Here is a 17,617-nt window from a genome sequence, read left to right as displayed (position 1 = left end):
GGTGCGTCAGATATTACAAATCTGTTTATTGATAGAATTTATGCAGTCTGACGCACCGTACAATAAGTAGTGAGACAGAATTAATTACACAATGTTATTGCGTTAGCGCAGCGTGGCGTTAGCCATATGGAACTAAGTGAAATGAAGCGATCGCCAGGGTTGTGATTGCTTCCCTTCGCTCGCAATGACTGTAACTATTTTTGTCCAATTACTTACCTAATACCTAATTTTTCTCAAGAATTAAATATGAGTTCTATATTCAGTAAGTTACAGTATCCGCAAAAGTTGAATTACCACCCTTGTTCAATAAAAATACCATGAAAATCTGTCCTCAATGTCACCACCATTTTAACCAAGAAAATTGGCATTGTCCAGCTTGTGGATATACCCCCCCATCCTTAAATGGACACTTGACCTTTGCACCAGAACTGGCTGCGGAAAGTGCTGGATTTGAAGCTGAATTTTTTCCTAAATTAGCACAATTAGAAGCCAAAAACTTCTGGTTCCGTTCCCGAAATCGGCTGATAATTTACGCCATAAAACATTATTTTCCCCAAGCTCAAAACTTCCTAGAAATTGGTTGCGGAACTGGTTTTGTCCTGCAAGGAATTGAAAAAAATCTCTCTCATCTTACCTGTTCAGGTAGTGAAATATTTACCGCAGGGTTAGAATTTGCTAGAGAACGTCTATGTAAAACAACTCTATTTCAAATGGATGCTCGGAATATCCCCTTTGCTGAAGAATTTGATATTATTGGAGCTTTTGACGTTCTTGAACACATAGAACAAGATACAGACGTTTTAGAAAAGATGTATCAAGCTACACAAAATGGGGGGGTATAATACTGACCGTTCCTCAACATCCTTGGCTATGGAGTCAAGCTGATAATCATGCTCATCATGTCCGTCGCTACGTTAAAAAAGATCTAATGATCAAATTACACCAAGCGGGATTTAAAATAGTTAGGGTGACATCTTTTGTTTCTTTTCTATTACCATTAATGCTAATTTCTCGCATCAACAATCGCTCCAACTCCAAAGATTATGACCCCACCAGCGAACTGAAAATTAGCGGATTTTTAAATTACCTCTTAGAGAAAATCCTTGATATGGAACGCTGGTTTTTGACATTAGGTTTTTCCTTTCCTTGGGGTGGTTCTTTATTAGTAATTGCTTACAAAAAATAACCAGAGAATTTATGTGACAAAAATATGAGTGAAAGAATAGACCATGACCGCTTATTTAAAGAATTGATATCCACATTTTTCATAGAATTTATAGAACTCTTCTTTCCCGAAGTTCTTAAATACATAGATACCAACTCAGTCTCATTATTAGACAAAGAAATATTTACAGATGTTACCGCAGGAGACAAATATGAAACCGACTTAATAGCCAAAGTCAAATTTCTCGGTGAACCTTCTTACTTTCTCGTTCACATTGAAGCCGAATCAGGAGCAAAATCGAAATTTAATCAAAGAATGTTCCGTTATTTTTCCAGATTACACGAAAAATTTGACTTACCAATTTATCCCATAGTCATTTTTTCATATTCTTCTCCCAAAACCTTAGCCACAAATAACTATCAAATCAACTTTCCTGATTTGGAAGTGCTAAAATTTAATTATCAAGTCATCCAACTAAATCAGCTAAATTGGAGAGACTTTTTAAATAGTCAAAATCCAGTTGCATCTGCTTTAATGTCGAAAATGAATATAGCACCAGCGGATAGACCAAAGGTGAAAGCAGAGTGTTTAAGGTTGTTAGTAACTCTAAAATTAAATCCGGCAAAAATGCAATTGATATCAGGATTTATTGATACATATTTGCGACTGAATAAAATAGAAGAAGAGAAATTTGCAGCAGAAATAGGTTCATTAATACCAGCGGAAAAGGAGGAAGTTATGCAGATAGTTACTAGTTGGATGGAACAAGGGATTGAACAAGGTCGTCAAGAAGCAATTACCAAAGAAAAAGATTTAATTGTCCGTCAAATCAAGAGGAAAGTAGGAAATATTGACATAGAATTAGAAACCCGGATTAAAAGTTTAAATCTAGAGGTAATTGAAGTACTAGCAGAAGCAATATTTGATTTCGCTACTGTGGAAGATCTAAGAAATTGGTTAGACAATTTGCATGATTAAGTTAAAATATACCAATAATTAAAGAATTTATGTGACAAAAATATGAGTGAAAGAATAGACCATGACCGCTTATTTAAAGAATTGATATCCACATTTTTCATAGAATTTATAGAACTCTTCTTTCCCGAAGTTCTTAAATACATAGATATCAACTCAGTCTCATTATTAGACAAAGAAATATTTACAGATGTTACCGCAGGAGACAAATATGAAACCGACTTAATAGCCAAAGTCAAATTTCTCGGTGAACCTTCTTACTTTCTCGTTCATATTGAAGCCGAATCAGGAGCAAAATCGAAATTTAATCAAAGAATGTTCCGTTATTTTTCCAGATTACACGAAAAATTTGACTTACCAATTTATCCCATAGTCATTTTTTCATATTCTTCTCCCAAAACCTTAGCCACAAATAACTATCAAATCAACTTTCCTGATTTGGAAGTGCTAAAATTTAATTATCAAGTCATCCAACTAAATCAGCTAAATTGGAGAGACTTTTTAACTAGTCAAAATCCAGTTGCATCTGCTTTAATGTCGAAAATGAATATAGCATCAGCGGATAGACCAAAGGTGAAAGCAGAGTGTTTAAGGTTGTTAGTAACTTTAAAATTAAATCCGGCAAAAATGCAATTGATATCAGGATTTATTGATACATATTTGCGACTGAATAAAATAGAAGAAGAGAAATTTGCAGCAGAAATAGGTTCATTAATACCAGCGGAAAAGGAGGAAGTTATGCAGATAGTTACTAGTTGGATGGAACAAGGTATTGAACAAGGTATTGAACAAGGTATTCAGCAAGGTCGTCAAGAAGCAATTACCAAGGAAAAAGATTTAATTGTCCGTCAAATCAAGAGGAAAGTAGGAAATATTGATATGGAACTAGAAACCCGGATTAAAAGTTTAAATCTAGAGGTAATTGAAGTACTCGCAGAAGCAATATTTGATTTCGCTACTGTGGAAGATCTACGAAATTGGTTAGACAATTTGCATGATTAAGTTAAAATATACGGTTCTTCGGTTATTTTTATGGAAAACCTGGTTCAAAATCATTGAAAGCCCTATTGTGTAGACATTTCATTGAAAATATGGAAATAATTGTTTATAACCCTTGTCCCGCAAGGGTTTTGTTATCATCAATCCTCAATCACCATAAAAGAGACGCAAGAGCCAAATATACCAATAATTAAAGAATTTATGTGACAAAAACATGAGCGAAAGAATAGACCATGACCGCTTATTTAAAGAATTGATATCCACATTTTTCATAGAATTTATAGAACTCTTCTTTCCCGAAGTTATTAAATACATAGATATCAACTCAGTCTCATTATTAGACAAAGAAATATTTACAGATGTTACCGCAGGAGACAAATATGAAACCGACTTAATAGCCAAAGTCAAATTTCTCGGTGAACCTTCTTACTTTCTCGTTCATATTGAAGCCGAATCAGGAGCAAAATCGAAATTTAATCAAAGAATGTTCCGTTATTTTTCCAGATTACACGAAAAATTTGACTTACCAATTTATCCCATAGTCATTTTTTCATATTCTTCTCCCAAAACCTTAGCCACAAATAACTATCAAATCAACTTTCCTGATTTGGAAGTGCTAAAATTTAATTATCAAGTCATCCAACTAAATCAGCTAAATTGGAGAGACTTTTTAACTAGTCAAAATCCAGTTGCATCTGCTTTAATGTCGAAAATGAATATAGCATCAGCGGATAGACCAAAGGTGAAAGCAGAGTGTTTAAGGTTGTTAGTAACTTTAAAATTAAATCCGGCAAAAATGCAATTGATATCAGGATTTATTGATACATATTTGCGACTGAATAAAATAGAAGAAGAGAAATTTGCAGCAGAAATAGGTTCATTAATACCAGCGGAAAAGGAGGAAGTTATGCAGATAGTTACTAGTTGGATGGAACAAGGGATTGAACAAGGTATTGAACAAGGTCGTCAAGAAGCAATTACCAAGGAAAAAGATTTAATTGTCCGTCAAATCAAGAGGAAAGTAGGAAATATTGATATGGAACTAGAAACCCGGATTAAAAGTTTAAATCTAGAGGTAATTGAATTACTCGCAGAAGCAATATTTGATTTCGCTACTGTGGAAGATCTACGAAATTGGTTAGACAATTTGCATGATTAAGTTAAAATATACCAATAATTAAAGAATTTATGTGACAAAAATATGAGTGAAAGAATAGACCATGACCGCTTATTTAAAGAATTGATATCCACATTTTTCATAGAATTTATAGAACTCTTCTTTCCCGAAGTTCTTAAATACATAGATATCAACTCAGTCTCATTATTAGACAAAGAAATATTTACAGATGTTACCGCAGGAGACAAATATGAAACCGACTTAATAGCCAAAGTCAAATTTCTCGGTGAACCTTCTTACTTTCTCGTTCACATTGAAGCCGAATCAGGAGCAAAATCGAAATTTAATCAAAGAATGTTCCGTTATTTTTCCAGATTACACGAAAAATTTGACTTACCAATTTATCCCATAGTCATTTTTTCATATTCTTCTCCCAAAACCTTAGCCACAAATAACTATCAAATCAACTTTCCTGATTTGGAAGTGCTAAAATTTAATTATCAAGTCATCCAACTAAATCAGCTAAATTGGAGAGACTTTTTAAATAGTCAAAATCCAGTTGCATCTGCTTTAATGTCGAAAATGAATATAGCACCAGCGGATAGACCAAAGGTGAAAGCAGAGTGTTTAAGGTTGTTTAAAATTAAATCCGGCAAAAATGCAATTGATATCAGGATTTATTGATACATATTTGCGACTGAATAAAATAGAAGAAGAGAAATTTGCAGCAGAAATAGGTTCATTAATACCAGCGGAAAAGGAGGAAGTTATGCAGATAGTTACTAGTTGGATGGAACAAGGTATTGAACAAGGGATTGAACAAGGGATTGAACGAGGTATTCAGCAAGGTATTCAGCAAGGTCGTCAAGAAGCAATTACCAAGGAAAAAGATTTAATTGCCCGTCAAATCAAGAGGAAAGTAGGAAATATTGATATGGAACTAGAAACCCGGATTAAAAGTTTAAATTTAGAGATAATTGAAGTGTTAGCAGAAGCAATATTTGATTTCGCTACTGTGGAAGATCTACGAAATTGGTTAGAGGGTGTTTGAAAAGTTTTGAGGGGTAAAATTTTATGCTAATCGCCTCACCATGATCCGGATCATGGCAAGGTAAATAAAAGTCTCTGATGTTTCCGGTAATAACTCATAATCTCTGACCAATCGACGACACCCCATCAGCCAGCCGAAAGTGCGTTCTACAACCCATCGCTTTTTGAGTAAGACAAACCCCTTAGTTTGCTCCGGTCGCAGTACTACCTGTACAATCCAACGACAAATGTCCATGACCCACATCATGAAGGCTGGACCATCAAACCCACCATCAGTCCAAATAGTCGTCAAGCGAGAAACCTGAGATCCCATCCCTTTGACGCGCTTGATTACTTGTTTGCCACCAGATCGCTCTGGCACATTGGCGGCGGTGACTAACACCCGCAGAGTCAATCCCAATGTATCAACGGTCATAAACCGCTTCCGCCCTTTGATTTGTTTGCCCGCATCATATCCTACTTCCTGACTCACCATCGCCGCACTTTTTACACTTTGACTATCGATTATGGCGAATGATGGACTGGGATGGCGTTCCGCTTCGATTCTCGTACATTCTCGCAAACTATCATGAATTTTCACCCAAGTTCCGTCTCTGCGCCAGTTGCGAAAATAAGTATATACAGTTTGCCAAGCTGGAAAGTCCCCTGGCAACGCCCGCCATCGCACCCCTTCTAGCAAGACATAAAAAATCGCGTTCATGACTTCCCACATATCGACTTCACGTTTGCGACCACCTTTTTTGGCTTCTGGAATCATGTCACTCAACAATTCATATTGGGCGTGAGTCAAATTACTGGGGTATGCTTTACTCATGTTACTCTCTCAGTGCTGTGTTCTTTCTATTCACAGCTTACACTGGGAGAGCTTTTTTACTCACTCACCGACTTTTCAAACACCCTCTAAGGGAGAATCTTTTCGTTTTCCCCTCCTAGCTAAGACAACATCATAACCTTCTTGAGCCTTGGCATAAAGTCTGGGAATTTCTTCGGGTCTGTCTTGCAAGTCACAATCCATAACTACAACCCAGTCACCATCACAATGGTCTAAGCCTGCGGTTATACCATAATGTTGACCGAAATTCCGACTAAATTGAATTCCTTTTACCCGTGAGTCACTGTTAGCTAATTCAATAATTATATCCCAAGAGCGATCGCCCCCACAATCCTCAACTAAGATTAATTCAAAGTCTTGTGTAATCTGCTCTAATGAATCCGCAAGACGCTTGTACAAAACGTACAAACAGTCTTCTGCTTTATAGACTGGGATTACCACCGAAATGTGAGGCATAATCTAAGCTAGTAGATTTACTGGAAAGTTAATAAGCAATACAATACTATACTGCCACATTGTGCTAATATAATTTTTAACATATTGTAACATTTTTATTGGGCATAGCTAAACATCCTCTTGCTAAGGAAGAGAATTTTCCGGTTTCCCCTTTTGGTAAGGGGGATTAGGGGGGATAATGTGGGAATCAGAGTTCCAGCATTAGTTTTATAAGTAGTGGGACAGAATTGATTACACAATGTCATTGCGTAAGCGAAGCGTGGCGTTAGCCATATGGAACGAAGTGAAATCAAGCAATTCCAAGGGTTGTGATTGCTTCGCTTCGCTCGCAATGACTGTAAATATTTTTGTCCAATTACTTACCTTATTTACCTGGGAGAAAATTATTTTTTGGTGCTGAAGATGGTGGTGAACATCATCAACATTCCCCCTATCAAAATAGCGATCGCTAATCCTCCAGCCACTAAATCCAAAGTATTATTATCTATGGTCATATTATCCATGCTCATCTAAAATTAGACACTGTCAGTAACCCAGCCCTAAAGGGACTGGGCTTGCAAGAGTAATCAAGCAAGCCGTACTGACCAGACCACCCTGAGTTTACTCTCATGGTAGCCGTTATTTGAGTCACGACACCCACCGAATGCGTAGCTAGTTCCCTGCTCTGTCGCTTGTGATTAAACAGTTCTAAGGTCACTGGAACAGTGTTGCAAGCCTAACAAGCTCTTATAACAGGTCGTTCGCGCAGCGTGCCGGAGGCATCTAGCTAACATTACCCCAGAAATGGGAGTTGGTTTCCAGATTCCAATCAAAAATCTGGTTTCAATTTTAATATCCACAGCGGTTAAAACCGCTCGTGTCGTTTCCCTCTCAGGTCTAAAGACGCGCTCGTTTCCCACTTACCGGGTGTTCTTATGAATGATAATACACAACTGCAAATTATTCTTACTAATTCAATTATTGCCACCGTCTTACCCGCCATAGCCCAACTTGAGTTACCTAACTGGTGGTTGGCTGGGGGTGCAGTCAGAAATACAGTTTGGCGTTCTCTGTTGGGAAAAGAATGTAATTTATTTATCAAAGATTTTGATATTGCTTTTTTTGATGAAACCGGCAACCGTGACCAAGAATTATTTGCCAAGTCTACTCTCAAAACACAGTTTCCCGAACAGGAGTTTGATGTGAAAAATCAAGCCAGTTTTGGGCATTGGCGGGCTGGACGCATGACTTATAATAGCACAGAAGATGGAGTTAAAAATTGGTTGCATACGGCAACTGCTGTGGGGGTTCGCATGAACAGACAGGGAGAATGGCAATTTTTTACTCCCTACGGATTAGATGATTTATTTAACGGGATTATTCGACCAACACCCACACATATTAATAATCCCGATGCTGATGCAAAAGCAGCCAGTTTTTTGCCAAAATGTCCTTGTCTACTGTTAATAAAAGATGAATAAAAATTTATGAACTCTCAACCAGAAGAAGATTTACAACGTCGTCTCCAAAATCTAGCAGCAGAAATCAAATCTGCCGGTGTAAATGCTCGTCAATCAGAAACAGAGACACCTGTAACTAGAGTTGCCCAATGGAATTTATATTTAGAAAGATCCAGAAATTGGTTTAATGGCTTATCAACAATTAAAAAGCTGGTAGTGACAGGTATAGTCATGTTGATAACCGTTTGGATGTTGCAAACAGTATTTGCTCTAGTTGCTTCAGTAATTAGTCTGGCGGTTTTGGCAGTGTTAGTGTATCTTGGATACAAATTTTTTATTGCTAATGGACAAGGAAAATAAGCAATAGCCTATTTGAGTCATGCCAATGGTGGCGTAAAAAAAATTACAGGTAATTACACGATGGCGAATCCAATGATCGGCAAAAGTAGTAGTCAGTCTAGCCGCCCCAAAGAACCGAAAAAAGCTAAAATTACACCATTAGCAACGAGGCGTTTTGTAGCTTGGACGGTGGAAATAACACTCCTTATTGCCAGTGGGTTAGTTCCTTATAGTTTAGGCGTATATGTAAATTCTCGTAGTGAGATTCGGCGAGTACCGCTGAATCCTGTCTTGGTAGTCACAGAAAAAGCGATCGCCAGACCACTAGCATTACCCATCAGTTATGGTATTCGCAACGTTGCCTGGCCGACCAATATCCTGTGGACATTAGCCCTATTATTGCCCACAAGCCTCTGTGGGTGGCAATTGTATTTACTGGCTAAAACAGGCAGCACCATTCCCAAACGGTGGTTTGGTGTGCGAGTCGTAAACGAAGCCGGAACAGCCCCAGGTTTAGGCGCAGTCATAGTTAGAGAAGGATTAGGGCGTTGGACAATCCCAGTTTCCGCCGCATATCTCCTCTGGCGTTACAGCTTTGTTTTCCCCAACTTGGCTCTGTTTACGTCTTTAACAATGTTAATGATCTTAGCAGAATCAAAAGGCTGGCCTAACCAAAAACATCCCCGCTCCTTCCATGATCAACTTGCAGGGACATATACAATAGATGCAACCAGCACTGTTACTCCTCCTGGGGAGCATTCAACCACAACCGAAAATAATGTAGATAGTTCACAATCTCCTTCCCCTGCTTCCCCCAGAAATAATCCTAGTATCAGCCTGTTTTTAGTAGGGTTAACTAGCATGATTGCTGTGTTATCAACCTTAATAGGTACACAAATCTACATCCAAACCCAAGAAAGCCAACGGAGAAGCGAACAAACTAATAGTCAAAAGTTCCTTGAACTCATCAAAGCACTCAATCCCAATAACGGTGTTACCAACGAAGACCGCCAAAGAGTTATTTTAGCCTTGGGTAGTGTTGATGATAAACAAGCCATTAAATTATTAATTGACTTATTGGTTAAAGAAACAGACCCCAAAACCCTGGATACTATTCAACAAGCCTTAACTAATGCTGGTTTTAAAGCCATTCCTGAATTAAACCGCATGAATCAGTTTCTCGCTGGAGAACTAGCATCTGTGGGTAAAAGTCCCAATGGGGAAATTAGACAAAATCAGCTAATTCTCACCCAGCAGGTAATTAATAAAATTCTGGCTATCTATAGTGGCGAAACTAACAAGATTGACTTGAGTAATGCTCAATTAGGTTCTCAAGCATCTGGAGAAAAGCCCTTATTTAACTTGGTATTAAACAACGTTGATTTATCAGGAATTGTCTTGAAATCAGCAAATCTTAACCAAGCTAACTTCCAAGGTAGTCGTTTCCGCAGCGTTGGTGAAGATGGACGTTGGGATACTTATGATGATGCGATCGCTGATTTAAATAACACTCAACTAAAGCAAGCTAACTTAAGTAATACCAACTTGAGTCGGGTTTCCATGAGTCGTAGTGATTTAAGTAGGGCTAATCTTAACAAAGCCAACTTATCATACACCCGTTTATTTGGGACTAATCTCAGTAGTACCCAGTTAGTAGGTACAGATTTACGAAATGCAATTTTAGAAAATGCCAGCCTGACAAATGCAGATTTAAGCAACGCTAACTTAACAGAAGCAAATTTATATGCCGCCAATTTAGTCCGGGTTTCTGCCATTGGTACACAATTAGCCTACGCGAATTTAACTAAAACGGACTGGCAAGGTGCAGATTTATCGGAAAGCTATTTAGATTATGCGAATCTCAGTCATGCTAACTTAAGTGCTACTCGACTCACTGGCGCTAGTTTACGCTCGACTAACTTAGAAAACGCTAATTTGCGAAGTGCTGATTTAAGTCGTGCTGACTTACGAGGAGCAAATGTCGCTGGAGCAGATTTTCAAGGCACAATTCTCTTTGTTGGTAAACAAAATCTAGCAGATCAGTTTGTGGAAACACCTGATATTGGTTCTCAAAATGCCTCAATTAAAGGAGTAGATTTCAGTCAGGCTAAAAATTTAGATCCGCAACAATTGGCATTTATTTGTACTCAAGGTGGACTAAATTCCCGTTGTCCATAATCACATAAAAGGATGTTTGAAAAGTATTATTCTGTGATTTTTAGCACAGTTATACCCCACCCTAACCCTCCCCTTATGAACTACAGTGTACACACAAGTCGGAAATTTCCTGTTGGTTGCCATAAAACCCCACCCCTAGCCCCTCCCCGCTCTTCGAGAGGGGAACTGGATTTTCAATAGATTCTTTCTCGTTCTAGAAAACTCGCTTGGGTAATAAATATTTGGTACATCATCAGGGACTTTTAAAACACCCTCTGTCAGTAAGCCTCTTGCCTAAGTTATATTAAATTCAGAGTATGTCAGGAGTAGCTAATGAAACGTTTTCAATGTTGGCTTGGGATCATGGGAATCGGCACAGTTGTGAGTTTAGTGGTAAACTCTCAACCAGCACAGGCACAAGTAGCTTATGGCAGTTATGTTGGTATTGGTCCGACTGTGGGGTTGACAGATGGTACTCAATTGGGCGGAGTCCTGGCTTTTCGCTACAAATTACTAGAAACACCCATTTCTTTCCGCACACAAGCTTTAATTGGTAGGGGAACAGCAGTAGTTCCGACTGTTTCCTATGACATCCCCCTCAACTGGCAAACTGATGCTTATTTAGGTGCTGGTTTAGCCTTAACTAGTGGTGATACGCCTTCCCCTGTTGGTAATAAAATTAGCTTTGCTCTGCAACCGGGAATTGACTATGTTATTCCTAATAGTAATACTGTGATTTTTGGTAATGCTATTATTGCCTTTGATGCCTACCGAAATACTGGTGGTACAGCTTTATCTTTACAAGGTGGAGTTGGGTTAAAATTTTAATTCTTAATTGGTAAAAATTTTGTAACCTTTTGATTTTTAATGTTGAATTTTGGAAAAGATGGTGCTAAACCGAGAGAAAATAGATTTTTACTTAACAGACATAGAAACTCCTATAGGTAAGGTAATTAGTGTAACTATTGCTCTGTTAGTTTTAGTATCATCAGGAATTTTCGTGGCGGAAACTTATGATCTTTCTCAAGAGGCTCGCTGGGAGTTAAGAGTATTAGATAATTGTGTATTAATAATTTTTGCTGGAGAATATTTACTGCGCTTATGGAGTACAAAAGATAGAATTAAATATATTCTGAGTCTTTATGCAATTATTGATTTAATCTCAATTTTGCCATCTTGTATAGGATTAGTAAATACTAGTTTTATCCGGCTATTACGTTGGTTTAGAATCTTGCGTTTGCTGAGATTTATTGATAAAAAGTTTCTAATTGGTAGTATCAGTAATCAAGATAGTGTAATTTTTGCGAGAATATTATTTACTTTATTTGCGATAGTTTTTATTTTTTCTGGGTTAATTTATCAAGTTGAACATCCAGTTAATCCCCAGAATTTTGATACTTTTTTAGATGCTTTTTATTTCTCAGTTGTGACAATGACAACCGTGGGATTTGGTGATGTGATACCAATTTCTGAGTTAGGGCGCTTACTAACGGTATTGATGATTTTAACAGGCGTGGCTCTGATTCCTTGGCAGATTGGTGACTTAATTAGACGATTGGTAAAAACGGCAAATCAAGTGGAAACTGTTTGTCAAGGGTGCGGTTTAGCTTTTCATGATGCAGATGCCGAATTTTGTAAAAGGTGCGGTAAACAATTGTAGTAGCTAAGTAGTGAGACAGAATTAATTACACAATGTCATTGCGTAAGCATTGCGTGGCGTTAGCCATATGGAACGAAGTGAAATCAAGCAATTCCAAAGGTTGTGATTGCTTCCCTTCGCTCGCAATGACTGTAAATATTTTTGTCCAATTACTTATTAGAACTACGTGGGGGTAACATCACAGTCAGTAGGGGCGCAGGGTCTGCGCCCAGTCAGGGTTTGGGCGAATTTTCTACAGCAGGGGATTCAAAATTCACGTCTTCATAGACATCTTCTATAGGACAGTGAAAATCTACACTGGCTAAATGCACATTTTCTCCCTGTCCATAACTATAAAATACCCATTGTCCCTCGGAATTACGACGGAAAATTTCTACATTTCTTCGCGTTTGACTTACTAATACATATTCTTGAAGTGATTCTAAGTGGCGATAATCAGCAAATTTATCACCTCTGTCAAATGCTTCTGTGGTGGGAGATAGGACTTCGATAATTAAACAGGGATAACGCAAAAAGTTATGAAAGGCTTTATCTTTTTGGTCACAACTGACTATGACATCGGGATAGTAATAAGTATTAATTGATTCAATGTGTGCTTTAGTATCGGCAATGTAGGCTTGACATCCACTACCACGTAGATGGTTTCTCAGCATTGAAGCAATATTGAGCGTAATAACTACATGAGTATTACTAGCCCCTGCCATTGCGTAAACGTCTCCGTCTCTGTATTCATGCTTGATAGGGCTGGTTTCTTCCCCTTGGAGATATTCTGTGGGGGAAAGATAGTTATAGCTGGGGGTTGCAATCATAGAAGATTACCTAATCTGATTTGTATTTTATCTAAGTTCCTCGTTATCTAGTTTAGGCTAAAAAATAAATTTGACATCGGATTGAATATTATTAAATTGATTAAGGGCGCAGGACTTGCGCCCCTACGGGTTCATTAATTTGCTGGTAATTGTGGGTGTGTTGCTGAATATTTGCTGACTATGGCAGACACTTCTGGGTTATAAAGTCTGAGATAATTCCAGTAGTTGCCAAAAACTTGGCGGACGTAATTTCTTGTTTCGTCAAAAGGAATTTCTTCGACAAATTCATCGGGATCTTGTTTGGGTATGGTTTGTAGCCATTTGGCGACGTTGCCGGGTCCGGCATTATAACTAGCGATCGCTAACATGGAATTATTGCCATACTGTTGATGAGTATGATCTAAATACCAAGTCCCCAACATAATATTATCGTTAGGATTTTCTAGGTTGAGTTTTTTGAAATCTAACCCGATTTGTGGGGCTATCCATGCCCCTGTACTGGGCATAACTTGCATTAAACCTGTTGCACCGACGGGGGATTTAATTTTGGATTGAAAGCGGGATTCTTGCCGCATTAAAGCTGTAACTAAGAGAGGATTAAGTTGACGGGAAGTAGACCATTTTTCAATTTCTTGAAAATAAGGAAAAGGATAACGGGCTTGCCAGTAGATGGGTTGTTGACTTAAAGCTGCATATTCGGCTTTTTCAGTGGGGGTTTCTCGGTCTTCCAATTTAGCGATTTTGTCAATACCAATGAGATATTCACCCTTAGTTAATCTCATCAACCCTTCGGTAAACTGTTCAGCAACACTAGGCTGTTTTTTATTTTTAAATTCTGTTTCCCATTGCCACCAAGCATCACGATCTTGTCCTAGTAAATACAATTCATGGAAAGTCTGAGAACCGGCGGGAGGGACAGGACGTTGCGGGGGAATAATTGCCGGATTCATCACGCGCAAAGTATTAAAATTCCCCACATTTAAACCCAAAATACTGGCAGAACGCCAGGCATAATAAGATTGAGGAAATTCACTAATTACAGATTTATAAGCAGTAATAGCTTCCTGTTGTTTGCCTAGTATTGTTGCCCATTTGCCCACCCAAAATCCGGCTCTAGGAGCTAAAATACTAGTTTTGTTATTAATAGTAATTGGTTGCGCCCATTGCCATGCTCCTAAATAATCATTGTTTTTGGCTTTATTTTGGGCGATTTTCCAGCGAAATTCTGCGGCTTCATCGGTGCTGCTATATTTACCTAGCAATAATTTCTCTGTCGTATTAGCTGATTTATTATCTTTGAGAGATGCTAAAAGTTGGGCTTTTTTGACTAATGCTGGAGGTGCTTGATCGGGAAAATTACTAATTATTTGGTCAAGATAGATAATGGCATCTTTACCTTTAGCAATATCGGCTAGTCTTAATAGGGCTATTGCTGTTTCTTTGGCGGTGGGAAATTTTTGTAGTAGTTGTTTATAAACTGCAATGGCTTGATCTTGTTCTTTATTTAATTGTAATCCTCTGGCGATACGGTAGAGGCTGGTGGCTGTTTTTGGGGCTTGAATGTAAGCATTTTTAGCTTTGGTAAATTCATTGTTATCCCAATAGACTGAACCGATGAGTTCCCAATCTGTGGGTTTGAGTTGTGGCTGTTTTACCAATTGATCTAATACGCCCACAATTCCCGGCTCGTCTGCGGCGTATTGAGCCAAGATTAATTGTAATTTGGGTTGATTTGGGTTATCTTTTAACCGTTTGCGGATAATTTCCCAGGTGAGGGGATGGGAGGGAAATTGAGCGATCGCTTGATCTGATAATTTTGGTTGGGCGATCGCATATATAGCCTTGACTACGGCTGCTTCTTTGCCATATTCTTTTACCACCTTGCGGCGCAAATCGGAAGCTTGCTTATCTGCACCTAAAATATCATGAGCCTGGGCTTGTTTAAGTAAAATATAAGGTGCTAATACAGGATAATCTTTTTCCAGTCCTGTCAATAGACTCAGGGCTTTTTTGCCTTGGGAAGTTTCTACATAATCACAAGAGAGCAGATAACGGGCGCGTTCCCGATCTGGGGAACTGCCTTTTTCAGCAATTTCCGTGAGTTTTGTTAATCTTTCTGGTACAGATTGAGACAATAGCGAAAAGACAACTGACTTAACTTTTGCAGCCTCAGATAGTTTTTCCGGCTTACGCTGACCCAAGTTCAACCATTGACTGACGGTTTTGCTGGCTTGGGGGGCTGATACCATTGCCCCGGCTAAAAAGGCACATAGTCCAGCACCAGCAAGTAGATAAATTTGTGTTTTCTGTAGTTTTTTCAACATTGATACTCGCTGTTTGCCTAGCGTCTCACGGAGAAAGTTGACGATTAGATGAATATTTTGGCAACTTTATCATTAGGGTAACACCCCTCACCAAGTTTTACGCCTATGATGCAAGACTTTCCGCCAGTTTATACAAATGTAATCTCTCTTTAATTTTGTGGTGACAGATTGTAGGGGCGGAGAGATCCCGCCCTCATTGGTGTCAACTTAACGTAAAACCCATAGCCCGCCTGGGAATGATAGCGTAGCGTGGCGTTAGCCATATTCCCAGTCTTATAGCAAAAGTCATCTGAAGATGACTAAAAATCCCCAGTTTAAGTAATTGGACAAAAATATTTACAGTCATTGCGAGCGAAGGGAAGCAATCACAACCCTGGCGATTGCTTGATTTCACTTCGTTCCATATGGCTAACGCCACGCAATGCTTACGCAATGACATTGTGTAATTAATTCTGTCTCACTACTTACTTTAGCCCTGTTCTGTCAGATTTGGAAAATACAATACCTGAAAGGTTTACGGGGCTTTGGTTTTGACGTTTTATGCAACAATTTTATTTTTTGATACATAAAAAACCGCCAAACCTTGATGAAATAAGAGTTACAAAAGATGGATTCGATTATTGTTTTCCGAGAGTGACAAAACAGGGCTAAGTTGACACCAATGCCCGCCCTCAATTGTATTGCTAATTTTGAGCTTGAATTTGCCTAACTACCGTTAAAGCTGAATAACTAACGCCCGCAGTCCCTTCTCCAGGATGAGTAGAATCACCAACCAACCACAAATTACGAATAGGTGTTCGATTAGCAAAACCAAAGGGTCCAAAGGTGGGAATTCTTTGACCAATACCACCAACAATACCTGATTCTCTACCTGTATAATGAGCGAAGGTACGAGGTGTGGCAGCTTCTACATGAATAATAGTTTCTGGTTTCAAATAGAAATATTCAGAAAGTTTGGATATGGCATCTTGAGTAAATTTTTGTTTTAACTCTTCATAATTTTGAGTTTCCCACCAGGGGATAAAATCAACAAAGGAAGAAGCGATAATTGTGGCTTTTCCTAATGGTGCGCGACCATCTCCTTCATGACTCACAGATACAAATAGGGAATTATTTTCTCCAATAGGTTTATTTACATCATATAAAAATTGTAAATGCGGTGGACAATTAGGAGGAATTGCACTTTTATCTACACCCAAATAAATCACATAAGCGCCGGAAGCAGGTGGGAGTTTTTCGACCCTTTGTTTATATCCAGAAGGGGCATTTTCTCCTAATAATTGAACCAAGTTTTGAACGGTGACGTTAGCAACTATATGATCTGCTGATTCTGTCCAAGTTTTCCCGGTTTTCTGATTTTTAATGATGACGGCGTTGGCTTGGTTATGGACAACTTGGATTTTTTCAACATTGTGACGCATTAATAGCTTACCACCATCTCGTTCTAAAGATTCTACCAAGCGATCACTCAAAACTTGCATACTCCCTTGCAGATGAAATAACCCTTGGGGTAATTGGGATACACTCAAAGCTGTAGCTGCATAAAGTAAAGCCGTTTCTTCCGCACTAACTTGAGAATATAATTTCAGTTGTAAATCTAAAAATGTCCGCAGTCTTTGGTCATTTCCTAACCCACATAATCGTAAAGCATCCCCCACAGTGAATAAAGTAAAAGGTGCAGTAATAAATGTCCTCGGACGGACAGCTTTAATTAATTGTCCTAAGTCCCATAAATTCCGGGGTGGTAAAACCGGATCACGTCCTTGAAATTCCCAACTAGCATTAAATAAAGTGGTTAATAATTGCCAAAAAGGTTCACTTCCGGGAAACTGTTTTTGACGTTCTGCTTGCCATTTTTGAGAATCACGCCAAACATTAATGGGTGTAGATTCTCCCGGAAGAAATACAGCACAAGCTGGGTCGCAAGGTGTCGCAGCGGGTAATTCTATATTTAATTCTGAGAAAATGCGGTGATGAATTCCCCCAGGTTCTAAACCCGCTACTTGGGTCGCACCAACATCAAAAGTAAATCCTTGACGTTTGAAGGTGGAAGCGCAACCACCAGGAACAATTGCTTGGTCAAGAATTAAGACATTATAACCTCTATGTGCTAATAATGCTCCGGCTGTAAGTCCACCTATACCCGCACCAATGACGATAACGCGGGATTGATTTTTTGGATCAGTAAGATTTGACATTGATGATTAACTTCAATTTCAGAGGAATTAATGAGATATGATCTAATCAAATAATCATCATTATTAACATCTAATATATCAGATTTATTTACGATAA

Annotated in this window: 15 protein-coding genes and 1 pseudogene; 11 read left to right on the top strand and 5 right to left on the bottom strand. The window is 38.5% G+C overall.

Going from position 1 to position 17,617, the window contains the following annotated elements:
• The first annotated feature begins 317 nt into the window (after window positions 1-317).
• The 6 genes and pseudogenes from NG743_RS21010 (at window position 318) to NG743_RS20985 (ending at window position 5,307) form a co-directional block, all read left to right on the top strand.
• The gene (locus NG743_RS21010) at window positions 318-842 is read left to right on the top strand and encodes a class I SAM-dependent methyltransferase (protein ID WP_257120815.1); all 525 of its coding nucleotides are present in this window, start codon (window positions 318-320) and stop codon (window positions 840-842) included.
• A gap of 86 nt (window positions 843-928) precedes the next feature.
• Window positions 929-1,186, top strand: a complete 258-nt coding sequence (locus NG743_RS21005) for a hypothetical protein (RefSeq protein ID WP_257120814.1) — start codon at window positions 929-931, stop codon at window positions 1,184-1,186.
• Window positions 1,187-1,210: 24 nt separating this feature from the next.
• Complete coding sequence (locus NG743_RS21000; protein WP_257120813.1) at window positions 1,211-2,143, top strand: DUF4351 domain-containing protein; 933 nt, start codon at window positions 1,211-1,213, stop codon at window positions 2,141-2,143.
• 42 nt (window positions 2,144-2,185) lie between these two features.
• A complete protein-coding gene (locus tag NG743_RS20995; protein WP_257120812.1) occupies window positions 2,186-3,142 on the top strand; it encodes a DUF4351 domain-containing protein in 957 nt (318 codons plus the stop codon).
• Between the two features lie 211 nt (window positions 3,143-3,353).
• Complete coding sequence (locus NG743_RS20990; RefSeq protein ID WP_257120811.1) at window positions 3,354-4,298, top strand: DUF4351 domain-containing protein; 945 nt, start codon at window positions 3,354-3,356, stop codon at window positions 4,296-4,298.
• A 42-nt stretch (window positions 4,299-4,340) separates the two neighbouring features.
• Window positions 4,341-5,307, top strand: a pseudogene (locus NG743_RS20985) (Rpn family recombination-promoting nuclease/putative transposase).
• 21 nt (window positions 5,308-5,328) lie between these two features.
• On the opposite strand, the gene NG743_RS20980 reads toward NG743_RS20985, so the two are convergent.
• Together NG743_RS20980 and NG743_RS20975 are read right to left on the bottom strand one after the other, a co-directional pair.
• Window positions 5,329-6,120 carry an IS5 family transposase gene (locus NG743_RS20980; RefSeq protein ID WP_027403373.1) on the bottom strand — a complete coding sequence of 264 codons (792 nt, stop codon included), beginning with the start codon at window positions 6,118-6,120 and terminating at the stop codon, window positions 5,329-5,331.
• 75 nt (window positions 6,121-6,195) lie between these two features.
• Complete coding sequence (locus tag NG743_RS20975; RefSeq protein ID WP_257120810.1) at window positions 6,196-6,594, bottom strand: glycosyltransferase family 2 protein; 399 nt, start codon at window positions 6,592-6,594, stop codon at window positions 6,196-6,198.
• A 914-nt stretch (window positions 6,595-7,508) separates the two neighbouring features.
• On the opposite strand from NG743_RS20975, the gene NG743_RS20970 reads away from it, so the two are divergent.
• From NG743_RS20970 to NG743_RS20950, 5 genes are all read left to right on the top strand, one after another.
• Complete coding sequence (locus tag NG743_RS20970; protein ID WP_027401973.1) at window positions 7,509-8,054, top strand: nucleotidyltransferase family protein; 546 nt, start codon at window positions 7,509-7,511, stop codon at window positions 8,052-8,054.
• A gap of 6 nt (window positions 8,055-8,060) precedes the next feature.
• Window positions 8,061-8,393, top strand: a complete 333-nt coding sequence (locus NG743_RS20965) for a hypothetical protein (RefSeq protein ID WP_027401974.1) — start codon at window positions 8,061-8,063, stop codon at window positions 8,391-8,393.
• Window positions 8,394-8,453: 60 nt separating this feature from the next.
• Window positions 8,454-10,550, top strand: a complete 2,097-nt coding sequence (locus NG743_RS20960; RefSeq protein ID WP_027401975.1) for a pentapeptide repeat-containing protein — start codon at window positions 8,454-8,456, stop codon at window positions 10,548-10,550.
• Window positions 10,551-10,862: 312 nt separating this feature from the next.
• Entirely contained in the window at window positions 10,863-11,357 is a 495-nt protein-coding gene (locus NG743_RS20955; RefSeq protein ID WP_027401976.1) for a hypothetical protein, read from the top strand.
• Between the two features lie 58 nt (window positions 11,358-11,415).
• A complete protein-coding gene (locus NG743_RS20950; protein WP_257120809.1) occupies window positions 11,416-12,189 on the top strand; it encodes an ion transporter in 774 nt (257 codons plus the stop codon).
• Between the two features lie 212 nt (window positions 12,190-12,401).
• Here the strand turns inward: NG743_RS20950 and NG743_RS20945 are convergent, their stop codons facing one another.
• The 3 genes from NG743_RS20945 to crtD form a co-directional block, all read right to left on the bottom strand.
• The gene (locus NG743_RS20945; protein WP_027401978.1) at window positions 12,402-12,998 is read right to left on the bottom strand and encodes a Uma2 family endonuclease; all 597 of its coding nucleotides are present in this window, start codon (window positions 12,996-12,998) and stop codon (window positions 12,402-12,404) included.
• A 134-nt stretch (window positions 12,999-13,132) separates the two neighbouring features.
• The gene (locus NG743_RS20940) at window positions 13,133-15,322 is read right to left on the bottom strand and encodes a transglycosylase SLT domain-containing protein (RefSeq protein ID WP_257120808.1); all 2,190 of its coding nucleotides are present in this window, start codon (window positions 15,320-15,322) and stop codon (window positions 13,133-13,135) included.
• Between the two features lie 683 nt (window positions 15,323-16,005).
• Complete coding sequence (gene crtD / locus NG743_RS20935) at window positions 16,006-17,520, bottom strand: C-3',4' desaturase CrtD (protein ID WP_257120807.1); 1,515 nt, start codon at window positions 17,518-17,520, stop codon at window positions 16,006-16,008.
• Between the last annotated feature and the right edge of the window lie 97 nt (window positions 17,521-17,617).

Origin of the sequence: Dolichospermum heterosporum TAC447, from assembly GCF_024584745.1 — a bacterium.
Classification (GTDB): domain Bacteria; phylum Cyanobacteriota; class Cyanobacteriia; order Cyanobacteriales; family Nostocaceae; genus Dolichospermum; species Dolichospermum heterosporum.
This window is presented reverse-complemented; position numbering and strand designations above follow the sequence as displayed.

Excerpts from the sequence above, each read along its gene's own strand:
- NG743_RS20950 (WP_257120809.1), top strand. The coding sequence starts at position 11,416 with ATGGTGCTAAACCGAGAGAAAATAGATTTTTACTTAACAGACATAGAA.
- NG743_RS20975 (WP_257120810.1), bottom strand. The coding sequence starts at position 6,594 with ATGCCTCACATTTCGGTGGTAATCCCAGTCTATAAAGCAGAAGACTGT.
- NG743_RS21010 (WP_257120815.1), top strand. The coding sequence starts at position 318 with ATGAAAATCTGTCCTCAATGTCACCACCATTTTAACCAAGAAAATTGG.
- NG743_RS21005 (WP_257120814.1), top strand. The coding sequence starts at position 929 with ATGATCAAATTACACCAAGCGGGATTTAAAATAGTTAGGGTGACATCT.
- NG743_RS20980 (WP_027403373.1), bottom strand. The coding sequence starts at position 6,120 with ATGAGTAAAGCATACCCCAGTAATTTGACTCACGCCCAATATGAATTG.
- NG743_RS20955 (WP_027401976.1), top strand. The coding sequence starts at position 10,863 with ATGAAACGTTTTCAATGTTGGCTTGGGATCATGGGAATCGGCACAGTT.
- NG743_RS21000 (WP_257120813.1), top strand. The coding sequence starts at position 1,211 with ATGAGTGAAAGAATAGACCATGACCGCTTATTTAAAGAATTGATATCC.
- NG743_RS20965 (WP_027401974.1), top strand. The coding sequence starts at position 8,061 with ATGAACTCTCAACCAGAAGAAGATTTACAACGTCGTCTCCAAAATCTA.
- NG743_RS20990 (WP_257120811.1), top strand. The coding sequence starts at position 3,354 with ATGAGCGAAAGAATAGACCATGACCGCTTATTTAAAGAATTGATATCC.
- NG743_RS20970 (WP_027401973.1), top strand. The coding sequence starts at position 7,509 with ATGAATGATAATACACAACTGCAAATTATTCTTACTAATTCAATTATT.
- NG743_RS20940 (WP_257120808.1), bottom strand. The coding sequence starts at position 15,322 with ATGTTGAAAAAACTACAGAAAACACAAATTTATCTACTTGCTGGTGCT.
- NG743_RS20960 (WP_027401975.1), top strand. The coding sequence starts at position 8,454 with ATGGCGAATCCAATGATCGGCAAAAGTAGTAGTCAGTCTAGCCGCCCC.
- NG743_RS20995 (WP_257120812.1), top strand. The coding sequence starts at position 2,186 with ATGAGTGAAAGAATAGACCATGACCGCTTATTTAAAGAATTGATATCC.
- NG743_RS20945 (WP_027401978.1), bottom strand. The coding sequence starts at position 12,998 with ATGATTGCAACCCCCAGCTATAACTATCTTTCCCCCACAGAATATCTC.
- crtD (WP_257120807.1), bottom strand. The coding sequence starts at position 17,520 with ATGTCAAATCTTACTGATCCAAAAAATCAATCCCGCGTTATCGTCATT.